This window comes from Micromonospora sp. CNZ297 (assembly GCF_007827625.1).
In genome coordinates this window covers 31597-56714 of sequence record NZ_VISU01000031.1, presented here as the reverse complement: position 1 = coordinate 56714, position 25118 = coordinate 31597, and the positions used below count along the sequence as shown (strand labels likewise).

Sequence of the window (25118 nt, the reverse complement as noted above, 5' to 3'; positions counted from 1 at the left end):
GAGACCGTTGCTGCTGGCGGCGGGTTCGGATGAGGGCGGCGAGGTGGTTCAGGCTGCGGGTGGACAACGGAATCGCGGCAGGGTAAGACAGCACATGTCGGGGTACGGCCTGGAGTGCAGAGCTAGGTACAGCTGATCTTGCAGAGGTGCGCACTGTTTGTCCGTCGTCGGCGGGTGACTGAGGGTGAGGCTGCTCGGGTCGTGATCGGACCGGCGTGGGGCGGCTGGCGGTGGGGGCGTTGGATGAGCAGCGGTGGCTGGATGTGCGCCGGTTCCGGGCGTTGCACGAGGCTGGTGCGAGTGTCTCGGAGATCGCTCGTGAGACGGGCCTGAACTGGCGGACGGTCAAGAAGTACCTGGCTGCTGGTGGCGGCGAGGTGGCGCCGGCGGTTCGGGCGCGGCCGGCTCGTGGGCAGTTGATCGACGTGTTCGCGCACGTGGTCGATACGTGGTTGCGGGCGGAGTTGCTGCTCAAGGGCACGGTGATTCATGAACGTCTTGTCGAGCAGTACGGGTTCACCGGCAACTACCAGCGGGTGAAGTTGTATCTGCAGCAGGCCCGGCCGCGGATCGCTGCGGAGTTGGGGATCAGCCCGGATCAGCTGGCCGGGCTGCACCGCCGGTTCGAGGTTGTTCCGGGTGCGCAGGCGCAGGTGGACTGGGGCGACGAGGGCGGCATCCTGGCTCACGTCGGGATCCCGAAGGTGTACTCGTTTCACATGGTGTTGTCGTACTCGCGGGATCCGTTCTGCTGTTTCACCACCAGCCAGGACCTGGCCGCGTTCTGGGAGTGTCACCGGCGGGCGTTCGCGCACTTCGGCGGGGTCCCGGGGGTGGTCGTCTACGACCGGACCAAGACTGTGGTCCGTCGGCACGTCGCCCCGGGCCAGGCGGTGCCGCTGCACCCGGAAGCGGTCGCGTTCGCCGGGCACTACGACTTCGACATCGATGTGCTGGCCGCCTATCGGCCGACCGGCAAAGGGCGGGTCGAACGGCAGGTCACCATCGTTCGTGATCATGTCCTGGCCGGGCGGGCGTTTGCGTCGTTGGCCGAGCTCGATGCCACGTTCGTGGCGTGGGTGCCGCAGCGGCGGGCCGTGCGGCATCGCACCCACGGCGAGATCATCGGCGTGCGGGCGGTCCGCGACCACGCCGCGCTGCGACCGATCCCCGCCCGGGCGTATGTGGTCGCCGACCGGCATCTGCGGCACGTCGGCAAGGACTGCCTGGTCGCCTATGCCGGCAACCTCTACTCGGTGCCGGCCCGACGGGTCCGCCACCGTCAACTCGTGGAGATCCGGGCGACCGCCGCCACGATCACCATCCACGCGACCGTTCCCGGCCTGGACGGCACCACGCTGCTGGCCACGCACCAGCGGGCCGTCGGCCGCGGCGCCCGCGTCGTCGACGAGAGCCACTGGGATGGTCTGCCCGACGGAAACACCCGTGCCGTCACCACCGGCGACCCCGACAGCGGGCAGCCGACCACACGCCGGCCCGCCCGTCACGACAGCAGTCAGGGACCGCTGCAAGCCCTGCTCAACCGGGCCGCCGCCGCCCAGATCGCCGTCGAGGCCCGCCCGCTGTCGGTCTATGAGCAGATCGCTGCGGCCAGCCCGTTCACCCACCGCCCACACCTGAAGGACGTCTCGACGTGAGTGAGCTGGTCACCAACCGCATCCACGCCAGCGCCACCAAACTCGGCCTGCCTCACCTGGGCAAGACGCTGCAGGAACTCACCGGCCGGGCCGACACCGAGGCCATGGGCTACCTGGAGTTCCTCGACCTCGTCCTGCAAGAGGAACTCGCCGTCCGCGACGAACGCCGCTTCCGCGCCGGGCTACGCCTGTCGAAGCTGCCGCACCACAAGACCCTCGACGACTACGACTTCAGCTTCCAACCCGACCTGGACCCCCGCAAGGTCCGTGACCTCGCGACCCTTGCGTTCGTGCAGGCCAAAGCCAACGTCGCGTTCCTCGGCCCGCCCGGCGTCGGCAAGACCCACATCGCGGTGTCCCTCGCGGTCGCCGCCTGCCGAGCCGGGTTCACCGTCTACTTCACCACCCTCGACGACATGGTCCGCCACCTCAAAGCCGCCGACGCGATCGGCCGGCTGGCCCCCAAGCTGCAGACCTACCTACGCCCCACCGTCCTGGTCATCGACGAAGTGGGCTACCAACCCCTCGAACGCCCTGAGGCCAACCTCGTCTTCCAGGTGATCTCCAAACGCTACGAGAAGGGCTCCACCCTGCTGACCTCGAACAAGGGCTTCGGCGAATGGGGCCAAGTCTTCGGCGACGAGGTCCTGGCCACCGCCATCCTCGACCGGCTCCTGCACCACTGCGACGTCGTCCCCATCAACGGCCCCAGCTACCGACTCAAGAACCGCCTCACCGCCATCGAGAACGTCGCCTGATGCCCACCCCGGCCAACCCGGACGACCTCGCGACCACCAGCAACACCAACCACCGCGACCTGCTGCAGCTCCTGCTCCAGATCTGCGAGGACTTCCTCGCCAACACCGGGCCGGCGACCCACCACGAGGTCGACATCCATCTCCGCGCCCGCGGCATCACCGGCGGACCTGGATGGCTCATCGACATGCTCGGCCTCACCCGCCTACGCCTGCAGAACACAACCCACCGTGACGAACAAGGCGCCCAACACGACGCATGACCTCTGCAAGATCAGCCGTACTCACCTCTGCACTCCAACGAGTACCCCGACAGCACAGCGAGGCTCCCGGTTGGGGCATCTGATCTTGGTCGACTGCTGTCTTACCGGGAGCCTCGTCCTACATAGACACCGGCCTTCCCGCACCGCCCGTGACCTGCACCGTCACGATGAAAATGGCTCACTGAGGGGCGGCTCGCCGAAGTCGTCGCTGGTGAGACGTGGCGGCTCCCTCTTGATCACTGCCCGCCTGCCACTTTGGCGATCCTTATGCCTTTGTCGGCAAGTCTGAACGCTGAGCTCAGCCGCTTCATCCGAATTCGCTGCTTTCGTGGGCTCTTGCTCGGGTGTGGACGTTTCCGCAAAGCGGATGTTGCTGTCACGTAAGGTCGCTGCTACCTTTTCGTCCGTTGTCGCGCCGGCCCAACCATCCGTCGCGGTTGTACTGACTCACGGGGGAGGTTGCGGTGGTTGCGGCTGCCCAAAATCATCCACAAGCCGGTCGTATCGTGTGCGACATCGAGCGCACATCGCCGTTGGCGGTGTCCGCACTGGCGCAGTGCTACACCGGGTTCGTGCTGGACAAGCTCGGCAAGTACGGCGCAATGTCGCCGCGGATCTCGGCGTTGTTGCCGGGCATGAAGGTGTGCGGTACCGCTGTCACGGTACTCGGAGCAGATGTCTCCGTCCGGCGTATGGCGATCGATCTTGCCAAGCCGGGCGACGTCCTCGTGGTGGCTGCCGGCGGTGTCGAGGACCGCGCCTGCTTCGGCGAGTACACGGCCAGGCAGATGGCTGCCCGTGGTCTGGCGGGCATCATCATCGACGGCGCTACTCGCGACGCGGCCGACATCCGGCGCGTCGGCTTTCCAACGTTTGTCCGCGCTGTTACGCCGCGCAACTTTTCGTATCCCTTGGCGGAGATGGGCGCGGTGAACGTCCAGGTAGTGTGCGGCGGGGCGACTGTAGCGCCGGGCGACGTCATCCTCGGCGACGACGACGGCGTTGTCGCCGTGCCGCGCATGCTCGCGGAGGCGATGGCCGCCACGATCGTCAGCGAAATGAACGCTGACACCGAGAAGCGGCGCGGCAACTTGGAAAAGCCCTTCGACCTCGCCGACACGCTGGTCGAGCGGGGCTACGTCTTCGAGCGTTCCGGGAGCCGAGCATGAGCCTTCACCAGAAATACGACCGCCACGCCGAGCAGACCTTGGAGACCCTGTCGGCGCAGTTCATGCACTTCTCCGAGAAGCTGTGCCGCGGCTCGTCGGAACTCTATGAGCACCTGGCGGCTGCTGCGTCCAAGGAAGAGGGCATCCTCAAGCTCGCGCTGAATGTCAGGGGCGGGCAGCCCGCGCCGAACATGTACTTCGGCGCTGTGCACTACCTCCTGCTCTCAGGCACCGATCACCCACTGGCCAAGTTCTACCCCAGCGTCAGCCCGGACAGCTACTCCCGTGACTACGACGAGGCGTTCGCTCAGCTTCAGGACTTCTCACGCAGTTACGGCGATCAAATCCGAGAAATCATCTCCAAGCGGACCGTCCAGTCCAACGAGGTACGGCGCGCTGGGCTAATCCTGCCGGCCCTACAGGAGGTGATGGGGCGTGCCGGGCGCTTTCACCTGATCGACGTCGGGGCCAGCGCCGGGCTGGTCATGTGCGTCGAGCGGTTCCGATATCTCTACTCCAACGGGGCTGAGCTCGGTGACCCGGCGAGCCCTGTCGTCATCAACTGTCAGCTGCGCGGTGAGCTGGAACCCCCGATCGGCGACTCGATTCCCACACCGCTAAGCCGGATCGGCCTCGACCTGTTCCCGGTCGATGTCGCCGACCCCGACGAGGCCGCGTGGGTACGCGCGTTGATCTTCGCCGACCACGTCGACCGGCTGCCGTTGTTCGATGCGGCGGCGGCCGTCGCGAAGGCGGCGGTTCTGGACCTGCGTGCTGGTGACGCAGGCATTGTGCTGCCCGAGGTGTTGAGCGGGTTGCCGGACGACTCGTCACCCGTGTGCGTCCTCTTCTCCTTCGTAGTCAACCAGGCCTTCGCCGACGGTAGGGACACGGCACGCGCGATCCTGGAACGGGCCAGCCTGTCCCGGCCCGTGTTCGAGGTGACGCTCGGAGACTTCGGCAAGCGCTCGACGCAGCTGTTGTTCGCCGAGTATCGCGACGGCGTCCGGGTGGCCGAAGCGGAACTCGCGTTCATCGACCCTCACGGGCGGTGGATGGAGTGGACGGACGCCTCGGGCGCCGTTGGCTGCGCCGCGCAGGGACGGCCGGAGTGAGGATTTGCAAGGCCGTCATCCCGGCCGCCGGCACCGGGTCGCGCCTGTGGCCACTGACCGCCACCGTGCCCAAGCCGATGCTGCCGATCGGGCGCACCCCCATTCTCGAGCATGTGATCTCCAACCTGCGAATGGCGGGCATCGAGGAGGTCATGGTGGTGGTCGACTTCCGCCGAGACGCGATCATGGACTACTTCGGCGACGGCAAGGCCTTGGGCGTTGATATCTCCTACGTGGTGCAGGGCCCTGATCTGCGTGGGTCGGCGGGTGCGATCCTGCACGCGGCCGAGTGGATCGGTGATTCCGGCTTTATGTTCGCTAGCCCCGACTGCTACATGGGGAAGCCGGCCACCAGCGCCTCTCCGCTGACGGCGCTCCAGCGCCTGGTCGCCGCCTTCGAGCAGCGGTCGGTGATGGCGATTGCACTAACTGAGTGGGTGCCCCGGCAGATGGCCGTCGGGGCACCGGCCCTGAACATTCCACTCATCGCATCCACCGCGGCCGACCCGCAGGACCGTGATCCCTTCCCGATCGATCTGAGCGCGCCCGCACCGGTGAGCGAGAGCGGTCGGCTGAGCGTGCTCGTTCCCCGTGGCTACTGGGCACTGTCGCCCGACATGCTGGACGTCATGCGCCGAACCCCAGTCGGCCCTGACGGCGAGGTGCGCGTCTCCTCGGCGGCGCGGCTGGTCACCCCGACGAAGGCCGTATGGGCCGCGCCGATGTGGCCCGGCGAGTGTTCTGTCGACATCGGGGACTGGTCGAACTTTCTCCGCATTTCCGCCCTCGCGGCCGTGCAGGACGAAGAGTACGGGCCGGAGATTGTCAAGTTCGTCTCAGGGGAGCTCAGTGGCCAACGACTCTCGTGAGAGCGGGACTCGCGAGCCGGGTCCTCCCTTCGCCTATCCCAGCTCTATCGACATCAACCCCACCGCCCGTTGCAACCTTCGGTGCACCTTCTGCTGGGGGCCCGATCACGACATCCGCGACGGGCTCGACACCGCCGAATGGAAAGATTTGCTCTCCCGGTTTAGGGCTGGCGGCACGTCGGCCGTGGTGTTCACGGGGGGCGAGCCGCTGCTGCGCCGAGACATAGGAGGACTCCTGCGGCACGCCTCCGAGGAAGGCTTCCGGGTGACGCTGTCCACCAACGGCATCCGGCTGGGTCGCCACCAGGATCTCCTGCGCTACGTTGACGAGATCGGCATTCCGATCGACGGCTCCAACGTGGCGGTCAACGCTAAGATGCGGCAAGGGAAGTTGGCGGACCTTGCATTCGATGCGGCGCTGAGCGCTCTCGACACCGTCCGAAGGGCCGCGCCAGCGGTGCAAATCACGGTACGCACGGTCGTCAGCGCGGTGAACGCCGATGACATCCCCAACATCGCCTACCTCCTGTCGGACCGGCGGCCGGTATGGGACCGCTGGAAGCTGTACCAGTTCGTCGCGGCAGGCATCGGGCTCGACAGCAGCGACGAGCATCAGGTGGACAATGCCACATTTCGTCGAGCGCTGGCCGAGGCTCGCACCATTATCGGTCCGGGTCACATGGTCGGGCAGGAGCAGACGGACCGGGTGGGCCGATACCTGTTCGTCGGGCCGCGCGGCGAACTCTTCGGGGTGTCCGACTCGGTGGGCTACCGAACCATCGGCTACTGGCGGGACGTTCTCGAGAACGCCTCCAATGTTCCGGTCGACCTGTCCCGCAACGGACTGCACGGCCAGATTTCGCAGCTGGAAGGACCAGATGGAGTGCAGTAGGTTCGTCTGCCTCGATCCTGCTCCGACGCGCCATGCGGCGGGCAATGCTCGGCTCTGTTTGCCCTACGCTGGAGCCGGCACGGTGCACTTCCGCTCGTGGTCACGGCAAGCCGGCGAGGTGCCTCAGCGTCTGCGCGGCCGACATACTTGCTGCGGCCGTTCGGTACTTACAAGACGTTCTGCCTGTGCCTTGTCTGCGGCTACGACTAGGTGGCCTAGTAGCTGTCCCGCTACGGCGGTCACAGTTGCAGACGCTGATCCTCGACGTGCCCGCAGTGGTGCGGGACATCGTGCGGGTCGCTGTGCGGTGGGCGGCGCAGGTCATTCCACCGGAGGTGTTAGCTGATGGGCATGGATAGTCTCGAGGGGCAGGTCAGCCAGCTGTGGTGCGAGGTGTTGGACCGTCCACACGTGGATCCAGACGACAACTTCTTCGACCTTGGCGGCGACTCGCTCTTAGCCATTAGGTTGGCCAGGCGTGCCCAGCAGCGGGGCCTGTCGATCGGACTGCCGGAGATCTTCGAGTGCGCCAACCTGCGCCAGTTTGTCGAACTCGCCACGAGGAATAGCGATGCGGGCAGCGACCGCGACGAGGTCGTTCCGTTCGCGCTCACGCCCATTCAGCAGCTATCCCTGGCCAGGACGACCCGGCTGAACGATTTGACGGTCGCGCAGCTACTGACCATCCATGAGGCCGTTACCGAGGGGCAGGTTCTGGCGGCCCTCGGCGCCGTCGTTGCGCGGCACGGATCGTTGCGTTCCCGGATCGACGTGACTGCGACGCCACCTCGGCAGCAGATCGTGGCGGTCGCCGATCACCAGTTGCCGGTTCGTGTGGTGGAAGTGCCGCCGGACCGGCACTACGCCGTCCGCGCGACGGCGGACGAGGCGCGCGCCGAGGTCGACCTGGCGACAGCCAGCGTCGCGGTCTTCCGGATCCTCGCCCACGGTGGACGGCCGTGGGGGCTGTTGGCCGTCCTGCACCACCTCATGTTCGACGGGCTGAGCTGGGATGTTATCCACGCCGACCTAGAGGAGGCGCTGCAGCGGGCACGGCAGGGCCTGGCCGCCCAGCCGAGGCCGGCGACCTCGATGAGGGCGTGGGTGAGCTTCGCGATCAACCACACCACGTCAGATGAGGCGGCGCGGTACCTGACCTACTGGCGTGGGCGTCCGTGGGATCGGTTACCCGACGCGCTGCGGTCAAGCGATGTGCACCCACGTCCCCTCGCGGAGATCGCCACCATCCGTTCAACCTGCGCGGTGGCTGACGAGGCTCGACGTCGTCGTTTGCGGCAGCGGGGGTACGAAACCGTGATCACGAGTGCGATCAACATGGGACTCGTCACGGTGCTCGGGGCGACCGCGACCCTGATCGACGTTGTCATCAACGGTCGTGACCAGATCCGTTCGGGACCAGACCTGTCTCGGACCGTCGGCTGGCTCGCGGAGTACGTCTCCACGTTCTTCGACTTGGGGGACGCGGTCTCGCCACCGCGCGTCCTCTCCGCCACCGCGCGGTCGCTGGCCGACATCCCCGGCTCTCGACTGATCGGACGGTGGGCGCGGGACCACTATCCCGACCCGGCCGTCAGGTCGGAGTTGCGGGACATGCCGGAACCGGCCGTGTCCCTCAACCTGCGGCTGGTCGACGATGCCGGTACATGCGCCAGTGTGCTGCGGCTCGCCGACGTAGACCTCGGTATAGGGCTGTCCGGCGGAGAGCGGCAACCGTACATGCTCAAGGTCGTGTGCGACCTGTCCGGCGAAGTGCTGTCCACTCAGTTCCGCTACCACCCCGGAGAACTGGCGACGCCCGTGGTGCAGCTGCTCGTCGAGGAGTACGAACGAATGATCTCGTTCGTACTCGACCAAGATCCGGCCGAGGAGCACGAGCCGGGGCAGCAGAGTGGGTGCTTCCCCCTCATTGCTACAGAAGCGGACACAAATGATGATTTTTGACGTCGACGGGTATCTGTTCGATCTGGATGGGACGCTCGTCGACAGCGTCTTTCAGCACGCGGTGGGATGGAAGGTCGCGCTGGACAGTGTCGGGATCAGCGTGCCGACCTGGCGGGTACGGCAGTGCGTCGGGCTCGGCGCTGCCGATTTCCTCAGGCGGGTGTCGACCCGGCCCGTTGACCCCGACGAACTGAGCCAGCTTCGCGCCATTAAGGCGGCGGTGTTCGCGCAGATGAGCGCTAGTGTCGGACCGTTTGACCGCGCCGTTGAGCTGCTCGCCACGCTGCGCGCACGGCGGATGCCGTGGGCGGTGGCGACCAGCGGGGAGCGGTCGACGGCGGGGCCGTTGCTGGAGCGGCTCGCCATTGCCCCGTCCGACGTGGTGGTCACTCTCTCCGAGGTCGGCCGGGCCAAGCCGTGGCCGGACCTCTTCCTGGCTGCCGCGGAGAGCTTGTCGGTGGACGTGCGGCGGACCGCCGTGGTCGGCGACAGCGTGTGGGACATGCAGGCGGCGACTGCGGCCGGAGCAGTCGGGGTCGGCGTGCGGTCCGGCGGGGCGGACACTGCCGAGCTAATGGAGGCTGGCGCGGTGGCGGTATTCGACGATGTTGCGGCTCTGCTCGACCGGCTGCTGAAGCAGTGATGCGATCGACCGCGGCATCGCCGGACAATCTGCGCTCACAGGAAGCGGAGCGGATCGCGGCCGCTCTCGACGCCCGTGTACTGCCGGCCTTCGGCATGTATGACGGTACGCTGAGCCTGCTAAAGAACTCGGAAAACCTCACCTTTCGCTGGGTGGGCAGGGTGGCCGGCCGGGGAACGCTGAACCGCGTGGTCCGAGTGGGCCGGCCCGACTACCACGACCTGGACTCCGTGCGGTCGGAGCTGGCACTGCTGGACGTCCTCGCCAGCCGGCTGCCGGCCGCGACGCCAGTACCTGTGCCTCGCCTCGATGGCGATCCGCTTGCTGCGCTGCCTCCATCCGACGGGGCGGACGTACGGCCGATCGCCGTGTTCGAGTGGGTCGACGGGCATCCCGGTTCGACGGGTGCCCGGCAGTCCTGGACAAGCTTGCACCAGCTGGGCGTGGTAGTCGCTGCTCTGCACAACCTGGGACCGGAGGCGGCCGGACTTGGTCTGTCCCGCCCAAAGTGGGACTGGGAGGCGCTGGTCGGGACGGGGATGTGGCGCACGGGCGACCGGACCTGGAGCAAGTGGGGTGCCAGTGCGGGCGCTGGGTGGATCGCTGCGCTCGAAAACGTCGCCCCCGTCGACCGACGGTGTCTGGACGAGATGGCTGCGCGCACACGTGACGCGATGGCGCAGCTGAATAGCGAGGACGGTAACTGGGGTCTGATCCACGGCGACCTCAACCCCAGCAACGTCCTGACGACCGACGACGGCGTCGGCCTGATCGACTTCGATGACTGTGGGTGGGGCCTGCACGTGTACGACCTAGCGGTCGCGCTTCTCTGGCCGTATCTAAACGGCTCCGGGAAGGCGGCGCGGGACGCCCTGCTGGCCGGTTACAGGACAGTGCGCCCCCTGCCCGCATCGGCGGAGGCGTCGCTGGAACTGATGGTGGCAGCCCGGTCATTGGCCCTGGTCAGGTACTTCAGCGGACGGACCGACAGCCCGCGTCTGCGGGCCTGGGCGCCGACCTTCCTTCCTCGGGCGTACGAGCTGCTCCACACCATCGAGCGGCACACCCGGTAGCAGGCCGAGCACGAGAGAACGGGATTGGTTGACGTGTGTGGAATCGCAGGTGTGACCAGCTTCAACGGTGCTGTCCAGATGCAGCCGGTCCTGCGCAAGATGGCCGACCTGATAAGCCACCGCGGCCCGGACGGATGCGGCTTGGTCACATTCGACGGCGACGAGGTTCGTCGTGGCGCTTCGGCCGAGGACGGCCGGCCGGCGCACGCGGGGTTGGCGCACCGGCTGTTGTCCATCGTCGGTGAGCCGTCCGATGGTCTACAGCCGGTCGCCACCGACGACGGCCACCTCTGGATGGTTTTCAACGGTGAGATCCACAACTACGTGGAGCTTCGTGATGAGCTGCGCGGGCGAGGCTATGATTTCCACACGGACACTGACACCGAGGTCGTGCTGCATGCCTACCGCGAGTGGGGCGAGAGGTGCTTCTCTCGCCTCAACGGCATGTGGAGCCTGGCGGTCTACGACCGCAGCACACGAGTGCTCACCCTCGCCCGTGACCGTCTCGGCATCAAGCCCCTGTTCTACGTCCGTACCGCGCGTTCGTTCGTGTTCGGCTCGGAAATCAAGGTCCTCGCTGGACATCCCGAGGTGGAGCTGCGTCCCAACCAGCAGATGCTGTACCGCTACCTCGCACACAACTACCGCTGGGTGCACGAGGAGGAGGAGAGCTTCTACGAGGGCATTCGGCAGGTCCGGCCCGGGCACGTGTACCGGCTGAACGCAAACGGTCAGCTGACCGCGTCGAGTTACTGGCACCTAGATCCGAGCAACGTCTGGACGCCGGCCGACGAGCGGGAGGCAACGGAACGGTTACGGGAGCTGCTGCTCGACGCGGTGAGGATCCGAATGCGGGCCTCGACCGACGTTGCCGTGTTGCTCAGCGGAGGGGTCGATTCAGCGTCGGTAACCGCCGCGGCGGGCCGAGCTTCGCATGCCGGTTTGGCCACCTTCTCCGCCCGGTTCCGCACCGGCTCTGACGAGGGGCCCTACATCGCCGAGACACGTCGGGCGCTTCCCGGCCGTCACGTCGACGTGGCGATCGGGCCGGATGACTTCCTGCCCACGCTGCAGCGGATCGTGGCCGCCCACGACGTCCCGCTGTTCACCCAGACCTGGTATGCGCACTGGCGTCTCATGTCCGCGGTGGCGTCGGAGGGCTTCCGCGTCGTGCTCACCGGGCACGGCGGGGACGAGTTGTTCGCCGGGTACGCCCACCACGACGCTTACCACGCAGCCGAACGGTCGGGTCGGGCGGGGGAGCTGGTGTCATCGGGTGCCCTCGCCGCCCTAGCCGGCCCCATCGTGACCGACGCTGACCCCGTGGTGCAGTACTTCTCCGATGGCACCGGTGCGGCGATCGCGACCAGGGTGCGCCCCGCGCGGTACGCGGACGTTCTCGGCCGTGACTTCTCCGCGACCGGTCGCTCCGGCATCGCCCGCGTCAATGTCTTCCGCGATCGCGGCTACCTGGCGGCGAAGCTCTACCAAGAGCTGGCGTACGAGACGATTCCGATCGTGCTGTGCCCGGAGGACAGGAGCAGCATGGCCTTCAGCGTGGAAACACGTCCACCCTTCCTGGACCACCGCATCGTCGAGCTGGCCTTCGCGCTGCCCGACGAGTACAAGCTGCGCCACGGAGTGCGTAAGTGGGTGCTACGGGAGAGTATGCGCGGACTCGTTCCGGACGCGGTTCTCGACCGTGCCGACAAGCAGGGGATCAATGTGCCCACTGCGACGTGGTTCCGGACGGACGTTCACGACGACATCCGCGATGTGCTCGCGTCGGCGTTGATCGTCGAGCAGGGCATCGTCGAACGCGAGCCGATCCTGCGGTACCTGGAGGAGCACCGTCGAGGTGAGGGCAACCATTACCTCGGCATCTGGCAATGGCTCAACGTCGAGTTGTGGCTGCGCAGCCTCGCCGGCGCCGCCTGACCACTTGACCCTTCATCCAAAGGAATGCGGATGGACAGCGAGCTGAGCACCGCCTTGGAGGTGGCCTGGTGTGCGGAGCTGGGCGTGAGCGAGGCTGCTCCCGACCAGAATTTTCCGACCTTGGCGGTGACTCTCTATCCGCCATCAGGCTGACGGAGCGCATCGAGGCCGCATTCGGCATCGAGTTCCCGATCGACGTGCTTTTCCTAGAGGGCGCCTACGCCGCCGTGGCGGCCGAGTGCGCCGCCCGGTGGTTCGGGCAAACGACGTCGGTCGATGCCGGCGGGACCGCCGATGACTGAACCGGCGCTGCCGCTCCCGCGCGTCGCGGTCGTACACGGAGTCGGCGCAGTCGTCGGTATCGGCGAATTGGTGCTCGCCGCCCCGCGGTCTGTGCGAACTCGTCATCGCGGTGCGCGCACAGGTGGCCCACGCCAGCCCCCGTCGCGGCCGCGGCCCGCCTCGCGGAGGTGGTCCTGCTCGACGAGTCTGATCCCGTCGGCTCGCTCGCAGGGAAAACCTCGGCGGGGTGACGACGTTCCACGATGGAAGGGTGGAACTGGCCGACCTCATCGCCGTCGAAAGTGGTCTGCCGGAAGTATCGTCCGTCGAGCGTCCCTGGGACAGATCACCCAACGGCGGGTGCTGCCGCAGGCGGGGATCAGCTCGGTCGAGGCCGTTACGGTCGACTCGCCTGACGACCTCGTGGCTGCCGTCGAGCGCCTCGGGCCGCTGCGCCCGAACGACAGTGCGTTGCACCCAGGTGCCGAGTGCGGCACAAGGCTAGGACGACCCAGCCCCTTCCAGCCCAGGTCCAGCGTCAGCCAGGTCAGCACCGCCGGCGCGATCATGCGGCCAAACTGGGCGCCGGTGGAGTGGGCAGCCTGATACTGACCGTGCGCGTGGTCCGGCGCCAGGTCGAACGAGATACCCCAGCCGCCGGCGGAGTGCTTCAGCTCGCCGAGCACGTGCAGCAGCGTCGCCACCATCAGCGCAGCGGCCGCGAGCCACCCCTGCGGCAGGCCGCTCACCGCGAAGACGAGGCAGGCGGCACCGTTGAACAAGCCGGCTTGGCGGCTCGCCCCGGCGGCGCCGGTCAGGCTGTTAGTACCTTCGACACCCGTACCTGCAGTGCCACGACCGTGACGGTGTTGGTGAGGAAGGCCACCTAGACGAGCCAGGGCGGAGCGCCTGTGCGGTTCACCGCTTACAGTGGCAGCACCACGTTCAGGATGTCGAAGTGCATCGACATGAGTCCGTCGAGGGCGACGAAGGTGAGGAACGACGGTCCCGCAGCGCGATTAGGCGCTTCCCGCCATCGGCGGAGTGCAAGAGGCTCCACCTCGGCCAAACGGGTGACGAAGGCCGCGGACACCAGGTAGCTGAGCGCGTTCGCGACGATCAGCGACCGGTACGCGAACGCGGTGTCTACAGTGATCGCGGTGCCCGCCATGACAGTGCCCAGCGAAAACCAGCATGCCTGCCGCAAGCAGCCCCCAGGCCGAGGTAGGAGGCGAGCTCCAAGCGGCGCCGGCCGTAACGGTCCGCCATATAGCCCATGGGGGTGCTCGCCGCGAAGCTGACGGCCGCCGCGACTGTGAGCCCGAGACCGACCGGCGTGGCGCCGAGGTCTACGACCCGCGTCAGATACAGCATGCTGATGGTGACCCAGAGCCCGTTGCCGATCGTGTTGACCACGGTCGTGACCACCAGCACTCGAGCAGGGGCGGACGTCGGCAACAGCCGACGCAGGCGAGGGCGCGCGGCGGTGATCATGATCTCTCTTCGATCTCGTGACTCTTCGCGAAGGCCCACGCGTCCCCGATGATGTCTGCCAGCTCGGGACGAGCGGGAACCCAGCCGAGGCGGGTCCGGGCCTTCTCGCTCGACGCGACGCTGACGACCGCGTCCCCCGCCCGCCGGTCTGCCACATGCACAGGGATCGGATGTCCGGTGACCGCGCGGGCGGTTTCGATGACCTCCAGGTTGCTGAAGCCGTTGCCGTTACCGAGATTGTAGATCTCATGCTGGTACGGCACGGCGTGCTGGAGGGCGAGCAGGTGTGCCGCGGCCAGGTCGCTGACGTGAATGTAGTCTCGAACGCAGGTGCCGTCCGGCGTCGGGTAGTCGGTCCCGTACAACATGAGGTGCGGACGGCGGCCGGCGGCCACTTGGAGGACGATCGGGATCAGGTGGCTCTCCGGCTCGTGGCGCTCGCCAAGCCGGTCAACTGCGCCAGCGGCGTTGGCATACCGGAGGCTGACCGCAGCCAGGCCGTGAGCCCGTGCCTCGCTCTCGAGAACCGTGTCGACCATGTGCTTGCTGTGGGCGTACGGGCTCGCCGGGCGGACGGCCGTCGTCTCGGTCAACGGTGCCATGCCCGAGGAGTCGTACATCGAGCAGGTGGAGGAGAATACGAAACGGGAGATGCGGGCCCGGCGTGCGAAGTCAAGCAGGTTCAACGTTCCGACGATGTTGGTCTGCCAGTACAGTTCGGGCCGCACCACGGATTCGCCGACCTCGATCTTGCCGGCAAGGTGAACGATCCCGTCGAAGCCGTCACGCTGGGTGAAGGCCTGGTCGACATCGTGGATCGATATCTCGTGGAATTTCACCCCGGTAGGAAGGTTGTCCGCGTAGCCCGTCGACAGGTCATCGACGATCACGACCTCGTGCCCTGAGGCCAACAAGCTATGGGCCACCACACTGCCGATGTAACCGGCGCCGCCAGTGACGAGGATCTTCAACCTATACTCCAGCTTTTCTGCTTGCAATGACACTGCCTCCGGCCACGCAGGGCGGCTCGGCTAGCTGATCTAGAGGCAGATAATAACTAGTCTCGGACCACGTCATGATCCGGGAATGAGCCATTGGCGGCAAGGGCTGGCTCCGGGCCAGCCACCGCATTGGTGGGCTGGAGGGTCAGAGGCTGGCAGGCCGTAGGCTGCTGACGGGCGTCCCGCCGAAGACAGTGGAGCGTCGTGGCCTCGGACCTGTCGAAATCCCTCCCCGAGGGCGATCCCAACATGGCTACCGTTGGTTCGGTGCGAGCGGACGGCGCACCGATGTTAAGGATGAAGACACTATCTTGTTTCGCAAACGTCTCCTGCTCCGATTTGCTGCTCGATCGCCGCGGTCAGGCGTGCAAACTCCGTAGCCAGGTCGACCCGGTATCGATCAGCGAGAACCAGAACCGACCAAAGGCAGTCCGCCAGTTCATGGCCAAGGCGCTGGTGAGCATCGGTTGTCTCCCGACGCCCGTCCACCGCCAGCACCAGCTTCGCTAGATCTCCTACGTCACCGACGAACCCCAAGGCCAGATCGCTGGATCTCCAAGGCTCGCGACCAGCGGCAATGTTGTGACGGTCATAGAGCTCAGCGATAGCAGCTGCTCTCACCCGCAAGGCGTCAAGGTCCATCACTGCAACATACAACGGCTGCAACTCTGCCGCGCTCGCCGACCGACAACACGGTGCGCCCGTTACTGCCGGTCGTAACAGGCGCCGTGCGGCCCGGTGCCCCTGGCCTGGACACCGTCACCGTTGAGGTGTCGGTCCAGGTCACTTGCTGGGCGTCCGGGCGCTCGTCCGATCCCCAGTAGTGCTCGTTCTGATTGGCCAGGGCCTGCTCGACGGTGGTCACCACCCGGCCGTGGGAGGTGTCGAGCCAGCCGACTGTGCGGAACCGGTGCGCTGCGTCAACGTCAACCTGGTGGGTGTCGCCCTCGACGTAGCTGTCACGTCGTTGCGCAGCGCGCCAAGCTGGTGGCTGAGCAGTCCGGTGGTCTGCGTGCTGCGGTAGTCTCGCCACACCAGGAAGTTCGTCGGCGTGCCCCAGCCCGACTGGCCGGCCGGCGCCCCGATCGTCCGCACCCGCATCCGGTGGGGCGCGCACCGTCGGTGGGCAGCCCCACGAACGGGTCCGGTCGTACCGGATTGCTTGGATGTTGAAGGCGCGCGGCGCGGGGATCGCGTACCAGAGGAACGGGTTGGACCAGCCGCCGGTGTAGATGTACGGGTACGGCACGGAGATGCCGGCGATATGGTCGTCGAGCAGCACCTGCGCCTTTCGGTACGGCCCGTCGGCCGAGGTGCCGCAGGAGTAGCCGGCGTCAGGTGACGTGGTGCCGTACCAAACTCCTCGCAGCCGGCGTCGGCCTGCCGACAGAGAGTAATTGGCAGTCGATCAGCTACCGCCGGTCTCGCGGCCGAGATTGGGGGAGCAGATTGGGAGCAGCCGGTTGCACTGAACGGCGTTGAACAACGGCCAACGGCACTGAACGGCACTGAACTACACCCCTCACGCCCTGCGGGTCCTCGTTTTCGCAGGTCAGAGTCGCTGCGGCGTCCTGTTTCACAAGGAGTGCTCCGCGGTTTTGTGCAGCAGTCGACAGCACTCTATGTCCCCTGGCAGGGGAGTGTGCGCAGGTCACGGCGGTAAGGAGCTGCTGAATCACCTGGCCTTGCAAGTGGGAGCAGAGTGGGTGCAGGTTGGCGAAGTGTTCTCCGCGCCCGAAGTGCTCACCGACACCGGGCAGAGCCTAGGGTTCTGACCTGCGGTGATGTGGGCGAGCAGTCCGGCTTGACCTCCCAGAGAACATCGAAGTGGTCAGGGTGCGCTGCTTCCCGTCCTGCTGGTGCCGGCTGCCGCCGGGGATCCGTTGACGCCGGTCGAGAGGGCCCCGGCATATCGACGCGTGGCTCTGGCTTGCGCCGTGCTCGCGTCGATGTGATTCCGAAGGCTGAGACTCGAATCTCACCAGCAACGCGTTGACCAGCGCATCCTGGGCGATGACTTCTTCGGCGGGCCCGAAGTATCAGCGCCTGCGGCTCGGGTCCGTGGCGGGCGGTTTGCGCTCATGCCGAGGCGGATGCTGACGGACTGGCCGTCTGGTATGACACCAGAGTTGGCCCTGCACGTGCTGGCCGTCGACGGTGCCGTCGGCTGGGTCATATCATCGCAGGATGACGGGCGAGGAGACCGCGGAGCTTGTCATCGATCGCCTGCTCCGAGCGTTGGCTGCGCAACTGGACACGTCGGGGAGTCCGGCTCTGGCGGCCGGTGCGGTCGAGGCGCTCGCCGACTTGAGCGGAGCCCAGGCCGATGTCATCTTCGGCCAGGCGGGCCATCTGGTGCACTACGGCGCGGACACCGAACCGCTGAAGACTCTCATCGGTGCGATCACGGCCATCCAACGCGATGAGGCTCCGGCAGATGCCGTGGTCAAGCCGGGTGACGAGGTGCGACTCGTGGGTGAAATGCCAGAGAGTCTTGCCGACTATGACGAGACGTGGCTCCGCGAGACTACGTTCGTCGTCCGCTACGTCGGTAGGGACGCGATGGTCGGCCTGCAGTCGGACCTGATCGAGGATTACGTGATCGCGACGGTGCCGGCCGCCGGCGTGCAGCATGTGTGAAGGGAGAGCATTCCGTAGCATCGCCGTATCCTCACCGGGACGGCTGTCGTCCATGCGGCCGGTGGATACTTCGGCGGCAACCCTGATGCCGGATGCGCCGACGACGGCGACGCATGTCCGCTCATGCCTCAGACGACGCGCTACGCGGTGCCGCCACAATCAGGTCGAGCGTGCTCTCGGTCGTGCCGAGTCAGCGCACATTTGACGTCTCGATGATGGTGGCGGTTCCTACGGTGGGCCGGCCCTCGTGCATGGTGATCGTCATGCCCGGCTGCAGGTGCCTCCAGAGGGCTGGGGACAGCGGGCCAAGGCGGACCGACCCGGTGGCGGCCGGTGGCAACGCCAGCGCCGACTCCACCCAGATGCGTGCCACGAGCAAATCGGGGTCGCCCGCGGTCGTGCGCCTGCCGATATCCCACAGCGGTCGGAGGATGCCCTTGCCCGGGATCGGCGTTTGGCGGCCACCTTCGGCGGGCGACAGGAGCCGCAACTCGGCGCGGACGATCCCGTGGATGCTCTCCCACCGACCCCAGCGGCACCATCCCGCAGCATCAGAGAGCCCCATCATCTCGGCGCTGTCGATCAGCAGATCCCACCAAACGGTCGGTGGTCGCCAACCCGTGTCGAGGTCCGCGAGGAGGTCGAGCGCGACCTCCCACTCGTCGTGGTGGAGGTACTCGCGGACGTCCACTCTCGTCACGCCGGCCTCGTTGGCGACATCAGCCGGGACCATGGCCGCAGCCCGGGCGAGTAGTTCGGCAACCCGCACCTGCGGATTATTCAACGCCGCTGCGGCATCAGCGCTACGCCTCTCGCCGGCGCTCGGATGCGGCCCTAAAGCCGCCGGCAGCCCATTACCTTTTTGATCGTCCCCAGCCAGGGACTCCTCGGTCGCCCCCCCGGCCCCTCCGGTCGCCGACGCGGGTGAAGGCAAGGCGTGGCGAGTGTCAACGCGGCCGAGTCGTTCACGGAGCTGGCGCGTGGGTGGCTTTTGCTGTGTCCGCCTGGCGGGGCGCTCGCCGGGTCATGCGAGTGCTTCCGTGGTGATCTCGGCCGGGGTGAGGGCGGCGTCGATGGAGGTCAGCTTGCCCAATGCGCGGTAGTGGTTGAGCGTGACTACTGCGGATGGTCGGTAGGACTGCAGGCCCGCGTTGATGCGGTCGGGGCTGTCGTCGGGGCGTTGGAACAACTCGCCTCCGCAGCCGTCGCAGACGCCGGGGCGTGTGGGGGCGGCGAGCTCGGTGTGCCAGGTTCTGCCGCAGCCGCGGCATGTGCGACGGCCGGCCAGGCGGCGTAGGACCTCGGCGTCGGGTAGGACGAGGTCGATTGCCCGGTCGAGGGGTGTACCGAGGTCGGACAACAGGGCGTCGAGCGCCACCGCGGTCACGACATGGTTGGGGAAACCGTCGAGGACAAAGCCGCCGGCAACGTCAGGTTGGGTGAGGCGGCTGCGGACAATGGACAGGAGGACATGATCCGGTACGAGTTCACCAGCATTCATATGCTGCCGGGCCCGCAGCGCCGTCGGGGTGTTCGCCCGAATCTCGGCCTGGGCGGCGTTCGCCAGGCTGATGGAGGGAACGCCGAGACCCGCGGCAATGGCGCCGGCGACGGTCTCACGGCCGGAGCCGGGTGGTCCGAGAACAGCCAAACGCACCCGCGCAGCCTATAGGTGCGGCAGTGGACGGCGACGGGCGTCGTGACGGTCGTCGCTGGGTACGGCTGCGATCGGTTCGGTGAGCTTGCCCGACGGATGCCCGGAGGCCGAGATTAGGGGAGCAGGATGGGAGCAGGCAGGTGCACTGAACGGCGCTGGACAGCGCCCAACGGCACTGAACGGCGCTCAACTGCACCCACCACGACCTGTAGGTATCTGTTTGCGCAGGTCAGAGTCGGTACAGCGTCCTGCTTCACACAACTGCACTCAACGGCAGCGAACAGCAGTCAACGGCACTCAATATCGCCTGGTGGGGGAGTATCCGCAGGTCAGGTTGGTAAAGGGCTTGTTGCGGCTCGCACCTTACAGATGGTGCAGATTGGGTGCAGGTTGGCGAAGTGGTCACCGCACCCGAAATGCTCACCCATGCCGGACGGAGCGGATGACTTCACCTGCGGTGATGCGGGCAAGCGCCTGGCGTGACCTCCCAGAGAACACCGAAGTGGTCAGGGTGCGCTGCTCCCCGTCCTGCTGGTGCCGGCTGCAGCCGGGGATCCGTTGACGCCGGTCGAGAGGGCCTGATATATCGACACATGCCTCTGGCTCGCGCCGTGCTCGCGTTGATGTGATTCCGAGGGCTGAGACTCGACTCCCACCAGCAACTCGCTGACCAGCGACTCCTGGGCGATGACCTCTTCGGCGCACCCGAAGCCGTCTATCTCTCGGCTTATCGCTGCTCAGTTAGCGATGTCCTCAACTGCGGGTGTGCGGATGCGGAGGTGGGGCCTGGCCGGGTTCGGTCACAGCAGGCCGCGCTCACGGAGCCGGGCGAGCCGGTCCTGCGACAGACAGCCGGCCAGGTTCCGCTCCAGGTCGACCAGTTCGAGGTCGACCGGGTACACCGCGAAGTCGTCGGCGACTGCCAGTATGTCCGACCAGCCACGGAGGTTAAGCCGAGCGCCACCGCGCACAACAGTCGCCGGCCCACCTCGGAACCGGCGGCGAACCCGGTGTGGGTGGGACCCTTTGTGCTTGACGGGCAGGGGTAGGTGGAGGCTTTCGAAGCCAAACTGGGTCCACAGGAGAGCGCAGGCGGCGGACGTCTGGGGTGCCCCGCTCCTGATACGCGAGGCCACAGTTGGGTCGAGCGGATGACTTCACCTGTTGATTGAACTGTCGGATGATGCTCGAAGGCTGTCAACGTCTTGCCTTGGACGGGGATGATGTCGTGATGAATGCTCGGCGGGTAGTGATCGTCTTGACGTGTGTAGTGGTAGCCGGTCTCGGAGCAACGTTCGCGCTTACCCAGTGGGATAACGCAAACCGGATCGCCACCTCGGCGTCGGCCCTGGCTTCGGTAGCAGCGGTCGGGGTGGCTGTGTGGGCCGGATTGGCCGCGTCCAGGACAGGTGTCCGTGCAAGCAGAACCGGGAAGGCCACCGCGACCGGACAGGGTAGCCGATCGAACAGCGGAGTGGCTGGCTCGGCAAAACTGGCAGGACCAGCGCTAGCCGATCGTACCGGCGATGCTCGGGCTGCTGAGGGCGGCAGTGCCAACAGTGGTGCTGACCTCCGCCCCTGAGGTGGTGCCTGGCCGCGCTGGAGGGTGAAGGGTGAACTGGAGAAGATCCGCCGATACGGTGGCCCGGCATACCGGCGACGCTACGGCTAACGGCGGTGGATTTGCCAACACTGGCGTGATCAACGGGCATGTCACGATCGACTCCAGGCCTGTCGCACGCTCCGCCTACAGGCAGCAGGTGCAGCGCATCGCACCGGCCGCCCTAATAGACCGCGAACAGGAACTGGATGAACTAGCGAGGTTCTGCACCGCGCCTGATGCCGCCTCGTACGTGTGGTGGCGTGCAGAGGCGTGGGCTGGCAAGTCTGCATTGATGTCATGGTTCGTGCTACACCCGCCGGCCAAGGTGCGAATCATTTCCTTCTTCATTACAGCACGATGGGCTGGGCAAAGCGACCGAGTTGCGTTTACTGACGTCGTGATTGAGCAACTTGCCGAACTTCTTGGCGAGCCAATGCCAGCCCACTACACGGACGCTACCCGCGACCACTGTTTCCTCGATTTACTCGACCGCGCCGCTGAAGCATGTCACAGGCGGAAGGATCGGCTGATCCTGCTCGTTGATGGTTTAGATGAGGACCGCGGCGTGACTCTCGGCTCAGACGCACATAGCATCGCGGCGCTGCTGCCTGCCACACCCCGAGCTGGGATGCGCGTCGTCGTTGCTGGGCGCCCGAACCCGCCGATCCCCACCGATGTGCCAGATAATCATCCCCTGCGCGACCCCCTGATCGTTCGGCGGCTGAGAAAGTCACCGCAGGCGGCAGTGGTAAAGGCAGACATGCTGCGGGAGCTTGCGCGGTTACTGGGGGGAACCCCGGCCGAGCAGGACCTGCTCGGACTTCTTACCGCCGCTGGTGGTGGCCTTAGCGCGAACGATCTTGCCGAGCTAACCGGCTGGCCGGACTGGCAGATTGAGGAGCACATCGCCACCGTGGCCGGGCGGTCCTTTACTCCACGCCCAAGCCGCTGGCAGCCCACTGGTGGACCCGAAGTATACGTACTTGGCCACGAAGATTTGCAGAAGGCCTCCGTCGAGCGCCTTGGTGAGGAGCGACTGGAGGGCTACCGTCGGCGTCTACATATCTGGGCCGATACCTACCGCGCACAACGCTGGCCAGCCAGCACCCCCGAATACCTCCTGCGTGGCTATTACCGATTGCTGCACGCCATTGGTGACGTCTCCAGGATGGTTGCCTGTGCGACTGACGTGCACCGACACGATCGGATGCTCGATATCACAGGCGGCGATAGCGCCGCCCTCGCTGAAATCACGATCACTCAGGACGTAATCCTTGCCGAGCCCGATCCTGACCTCGTGGCTATGGCGCGCCTAGCCATCCATCGAGACAACCTGGCACAGCGCAACGCCGCCATTCCCACCAGCCTACCTATCGTCTGGGCCACGCTAGCGCAACCTGTTCGCGCCGAGGCCCTAGCCCGCTCAATCGGTCGTCCCGATCGACAGGCTCGCGCGTTGGCTGGCTTGGCGATGGCCGCAGCTTGCGAGACCGAGTGGGCCACCTCGTTAGCTGACCGGGCTGAGGAACTAGCTCGCTCGATCGCGGACCCCCATCGGCAGGTGCAGGTGTTGATCGCCCTAGCGGGGGCTGTTGCCGAAGCAGGTGATATCGAGCGGGTCACCGTGCTGACTGATCAAGCTGAAGAGCTGATTTTTTCTATAGACCAACCGGACTGGCAAGTATGGGCGTTGGCCGGGTTAGTGGTAGCGGTTGCCAAAGCAGGTGACAGCGGTCGAGCAGCCGCGCTGGCTGACTGGGCGGAGGAGTTGAGTAGCTCGATCCATCGGGAGGACAGCCGGGCGCGGGCGCTGGCCGTCCTGGTGGGCGCGCTGGCTGAGGCTGGCGACACGGAACGGGCCGACGCCCTGGCAGTCTCAATTCGTCGGCCCGATTCGCAGGCGCGCGCATTGATCGCGCTGCTAGCGGCATTGGCCGCAACTGGCGGCATCGACCGAGCGCGCGAGTTGGCTGATCGGGTCGAGGAGCTGGTGGGGTTGATGGGCCGCCCGAGCCAGCAGGCGGGGGTTTTGGCTGGTCTGGCACGGGCGGTTGCTGAAGCTGGCGATGTCGAACAGGCTGTCGCGCTCGCCGCCCGCGCCGAGGAGTTGGTTCGTTCGATCGCTGACCTGAAACGGCAAGCACAGGTGTTGTCGAGCTTGGTTGCGGCGGTGGCCACAACCGGTGACGCTGACCGGGCCCGCGCGTTGGCTGACCGTGCCGAGGAGGTCGTGCGGTCGATGGTAAGCCCTGACCAGCGAGCGTCAGCTTTGACTGGTCTGGCGGAGGCGGTCGCCGGAGCTGGCGATGTCGAACGGGCGGCTGCCTTGGCTGATCAGGCCGAGGAACTGGTTCGCTCGATCAATGGCCCGGATCGTCGGCGGCGTGCGCTCGTCGCACTGGCGCCGGCCCTGGCCGCGGCGGGCGAGCTCAGGCGAGCAGAGGCGTTGGTTCGCTCGATCAACGGCCCAGATCGGCCGAGGGCGTTGGCCGCCCTGGCACCTGTGGTGGCGGAGGCTGGCGAGGTTGAGCGGGCAGAGGCGTTAGTTCGCTCGATCCGCGGCACAGACCGCCGGGAGCAGGCGTTGGCCGCCCTGGCACCTGTGGTGGCGGAGGCTGGCGAGGTTGAGCGGGCAGAGGCGTTAGTTCGCTCGATCCGCGGCACAGACCGCCGGGAGCAGGCGTTGGCCGCCCTGGCACCTGTGGTGGCGGAGGCTGGCGAGTTTGAGCGGGCAGAGGCACTGGCTCGCTCCATTGGCTGTCCCAAGCGGCAGGCAGACGCGTTAACGGTTCTGGCGCCAGTGGTCGGGGCAGCAGGCGACATTGACCGGGCCGAGGCATTGGTGCGGTCAATTACCTCTCCAAAGAAGCAGACAAAAGCGTCGGCCGCGCTGGCCGAAGCAGCGGCCGCGGCTGGCGACATCGAGCGGGCAGTGCAGCTTGCTCGCTCGATTGGCAATCGCGAACGGCAAACTTCGGTATTGGCCGCGCTAGCGCAGTCGGTGGCGGCTGGCGACATTGAGCGGGCAGTCGCGTTGGCGCGCTCGCTAACCCGTCCAAAGCAGCAGGCGGACGTGCTGACCGCGGTGGCGGAGACGTTAGCCGCGAGCGGCAACACGGGACGCGCTGAGGCGCTGGTCCGGTCGATCGGCCGTACGGACTGGCAGGCGCGAGGGCTGGCCAGGCTTGTGGTGGTGGTTTCCGGTGCCGGTGACGCCGAGTTGGCTAGCGCACTCGCTGACGCGACGCAGGAGCTGATTCGCTCAATTGAGCGCACCGACAGCCGGGCGCGGCTGCTGGGCGTGCTAGCAACGGCGGTTGCCCGAGCCGGTGACACCAATCGGGCGGCCACGCTAGCTCGATCGATTAAACATCCGGAGCGCCAGGCGCGGGCATTGACCGCTGCAGTGGCAGCGATGGGAGGCAGCGGCGACAACGAACAGGCTGGCGCGCTGGCCGTCCTGGCCGAGGAGCTTATCCGCTTGGACGGCCGCCCGGCCTGGCAGGCGCGTGCCTTTGCCAAGTTGGCGATTGCGGTCGCCGCAGCTGGCGACACCGAGCGGGCGGACGCGCTGACTGACTGCGCCGATGAGCAGGCCTGGTCGGTCATGGACCCGCGTAGGCGTTCGGAGGTATTGATGAGCCTTGCGAGGACTGCGGCGGCAGCTGGCCAGGTCAAGGGTGCGGAGAAGTGGGCCCGCTCAATCGGCCGCCCTGACCAGCTTGGGCCGCTCTTAAGCAGCCTTGCGAGGACTGCAGCGCTAGCCGGACACGTTGAGGAAGCCGAGGAGTTGGTCCGATCGATTAGGAACCCGAATCAGCGAGTACAGGTCTTGATCGGCCTGGCGAGGACTGCGGCAGCAGCCGGCGATGTGAGGTTGGCCGAGAGGTTGGCGCGCGCCATCAGTGATCCCCAGCGACAGGCCCTGATGTTGGCTGCGCTGGCAACGAAAGTTGAGCCGGGCCATGGAAGAGTACTCGCCGCGTGGGCATTTCGTCTGGGTAGTTGGACAAACCCGTTGGACGCCCTGGTGCAACTCCAGCCGGCGGCACTAACAACGGTAGCCGAAGAATTCTTGAATTTGACCGGGTAGCTAGCTTCTCT

23 protein-coding genes and 1 pseudogene are annotated in these 25118 nt (G+C 66.6%); 15 read left to right on the top strand and 9 right to left on the bottom strand.

The features are described 5' to 3' along the window. Positions 1-94: pseudogene (locus FB454_RS31590) on the bottom strand (IS5/IS1182 family transposase); the annotation flags it as partial. 136 nt (positions 95-230) lie between these two features. Here FB454_RS31590 and istA point away from each other — a divergent pair. The 13 genes from istA to FB454_RS31530 all read left to right on the top strand — a co-directional run bounded on the left by istA (position 231) and on the right by FB454_RS31530 (position 12639). After that, positions 231-1658, top strand: a complete 1428-nt coding sequence (gene istA / locus FB454_RS31585) for an IS21 family transposase (RefSeq protein WP_240638536.1) — start codon at positions 231-233, stop codon at positions 1656-1658. Beyond that, positions 1655-2416, top strand: coding sequence for an IS21-like element helper ATPase IstB (gene istB / locus FB454_RS31580; protein ID WP_145824065.1), 762 nt, complete (start codon positions 1655-1657; stop codon positions 2414-2416). The genes istA and istB overlap by 4 nt, the downstream gene beginning before the upstream one ends. After that, entirely contained in the window at positions 2416-2676 is a 261-nt protein-coding gene (locus tag FB454_RS31575; RefSeq protein WP_114919811.1) for a hypothetical protein, read from the top strand. The genes istB and FB454_RS31575 overlap by 1 nt, the downstream gene beginning before the upstream one ends. A 464-nt stretch (positions 2677-3140) precedes the next feature. Next, complete coding sequence (locus FB454_RS31570) at positions 3141-3845, top strand: RraA family protein (protein WP_145824064.1); 705 nt, start codon at positions 3141-3143, stop codon at positions 3843-3845. After that, complete coding sequence (locus FB454_RS31565; RefSeq protein WP_013285025.1) at positions 3842-4960, top strand: DUF2332 domain-containing protein; 1119 nt, start codon at positions 3842-3844, stop codon at positions 4958-4960. Before FB454_RS31570 ends, FB454_RS31565 begins: the two co-directional genes overlap by 4 nt. Continuing rightward, positions 4957-5829 (top strand): nucleotidyltransferase family protein, encoded by an 873-nt coding sequence (locus tag FB454_RS31560; protein WP_013285026.1) that lies wholly within the window; start codon positions 4957-4959, stop codon positions 5827-5829. Before FB454_RS31565 ends, FB454_RS31560 begins: the two co-directional genes overlap by 4 nt. Continuing rightward, positions 5810-6721 carry a radical SAM protein gene (locus FB454_RS31555; RefSeq protein ID WP_013285027.1) on the top strand — a complete coding sequence of 304 codons (912 nt, stop codon included), beginning with the start codon at positions 5810-5812 and terminating at the stop codon, positions 6719-6721. Before FB454_RS31560 ends, FB454_RS31555 begins: the two co-directional genes overlap by 20 nt. A 345-nt stretch (positions 6722-7066) precedes the next feature. Beyond that, positions 7067-8683 carry a condensation domain-containing protein gene (locus tag FB454_RS31550; protein ID WP_013285028.1) on the top strand — a complete coding sequence of 539 codons (1617 nt, stop codon included), beginning with the start codon at positions 7067-7069 and terminating at the stop codon, positions 8681-8683. Beyond that, positions 8670-9326, top strand: coding sequence for an HAD family hydrolase (locus tag FB454_RS31545; RefSeq protein WP_041798899.1), 657 nt, complete (start codon positions 8670-8672; stop codon positions 9324-9326). Before FB454_RS31550 ends, FB454_RS31545 begins: the two co-directional genes overlap by 14 nt. Continuing rightward, positions 9326-10399: a phosphotransferase enzyme family protein gene (locus tag FB454_RS31540; protein WP_013285030.1), complete on the top strand. Its 1074-nt coding sequence runs from the start codon at positions 9326-9328 to the stop codon at positions 10397-10399. The genes FB454_RS31545 and FB454_RS31540 overlap by 1 nt, the downstream gene beginning before the upstream one ends. A 33-nt stretch (positions 10400-10432) precedes the next feature. After that, positions 10433-12337 (top strand): asparagine synthase (glutamine-hydrolyzing), encoded by a 1905-nt coding sequence (gene asnB / locus FB454_RS31535; protein ID WP_275896029.1) that lies wholly within the window; start codon positions 10433-10435, stop codon positions 12335-12337. Positions 12338-12367: 30 nt separating this feature from the next. Further along, positions 12368-12490 carry a hypothetical protein gene (locus FB454_RS35580; protein WP_275896030.1) on the top strand — a complete coding sequence of 41 codons (123 nt, stop codon included), beginning with the start codon at positions 12368-12370 and terminating at the stop codon, positions 12488-12490. Next, the gene (locus FB454_RS31530; protein WP_420915211.1) at positions 12481-12639 is read left to right on the top strand and encodes a hypothetical protein; all 159 of its coding nucleotides are present in this window, start codon (positions 12481-12483) and stop codon (positions 12637-12639) included. Before FB454_RS35580 ends, FB454_RS31530 begins: the two co-directional genes overlap by 10 nt. 267 nt (positions 12640-12906) lie before the next feature. On the opposite strand, the gene FB454_RS31525 is transcribed toward FB454_RS31530, so the two are convergent. The 6 genes from FB454_RS31525 to FB454_RS31500 all read right to left on the bottom strand — a co-directional run bounded on the left by FB454_RS31525 (position 12907) and on the right by FB454_RS31500 (position 16483). After that, positions 12907-13401 (bottom strand): hypothetical protein, encoded by a 495-nt coding sequence (locus FB454_RS31525; RefSeq protein ID WP_114919812.1) that lies wholly within the window; start codon positions 13399-13401, stop codon positions 12907-12909. Positions 13402-13544: 143 nt separating this feature from the next. After that, positions 13545-13790 (bottom strand): hypothetical protein, encoded by a 246-nt coding sequence (locus tag FB454_RS31520; protein WP_013285033.1) that lies wholly within the window; start codon positions 13788-13790, stop codon positions 13545-13547. Beyond that, complete coding sequence (locus FB454_RS31515) at positions 13766-14113, bottom strand: major facilitator superfamily protein (protein ID WP_013285034.1); 348 nt, start codon at positions 14111-14113, stop codon at positions 13766-13768. The genes FB454_RS31520 and FB454_RS31515 overlap by 25 nt, the downstream gene beginning before the upstream one ends. Next, on the bottom strand, positions 14110-15084 hold the full coding sequence (gene galE / locus FB454_RS31510; RefSeq protein WP_041799221.1) for a UDP-glucose 4-epimerase GalE: 975 nt from the start codon (positions 15082-15084) through the stop codon (positions 14110-14112). The genes FB454_RS31515 and galE overlap by 4 nt, the downstream gene beginning before the upstream one ends. Positions 15085-15420: 336 nt before the next feature. Further along, positions 15421-15756 (bottom strand): nucleoside triphosphate pyrophosphohydrolase family protein, encoded by a 336-nt coding sequence (locus tag FB454_RS31505; protein WP_114919813.1) that lies wholly within the window; start codon positions 15754-15756, stop codon positions 15421-15423. Then, positions 15746-16483, bottom strand: a complete 738-nt coding sequence (locus FB454_RS31500; RefSeq protein ID WP_486485484.1) for a peptide-N4-asparagine amidase — start codon at positions 16481-16483, stop codon at positions 15746-15748. Before FB454_RS31500 ends, FB454_RS31505 begins: the two co-directional genes overlap by 11 nt. A gap of 818 nt (positions 16484-17301) precedes the next feature. Here FB454_RS31500 and FB454_RS31495 point away from each other — a divergent pair. Then, entirely contained in the window at positions 17302-17754 is a 453-nt protein-coding gene (locus tag FB454_RS31495; RefSeq protein WP_145824062.1) for a hypothetical protein, read from the top strand. A 190-nt stretch (positions 17755-17944) separates the two neighbouring features. On the opposite strand, the gene FB454_RS31490 is transcribed toward FB454_RS31495, so the two are convergent. Together FB454_RS31490 and FB454_RS31485 are read right to left on the bottom strand one after the other, a co-directional pair. Further along, positions 17945-18523 (bottom strand): hypothetical protein, encoded by a 579-nt coding sequence (locus FB454_RS31490; protein ID WP_145824061.1) that lies wholly within the window; start codon positions 18521-18523, stop codon positions 17945-17947. A 255-nt stretch (positions 18524-18778) separates the two neighbouring features. Further along, positions 18779-19411 (bottom strand): adenylate kinase family protein, encoded by a 633-nt coding sequence (locus FB454_RS31485; protein ID WP_145824060.1) that lies wholly within the window; start codon positions 19409-19411, stop codon positions 18779-18781. 1613 nt (positions 19412-21024) lie between these two features. Here FB454_RS31485 and FB454_RS31480 point away from each other — a divergent pair. Beyond that, on the top strand, positions 21025-25107 hold the full coding sequence (locus FB454_RS31480) for a hypothetical protein (protein ID WP_145824059.1): 4083 nt from the start codon (positions 21025-21027) through the stop codon (positions 25105-25107). Positions 25108-25118 lie beyond the last annotated feature (11 nt).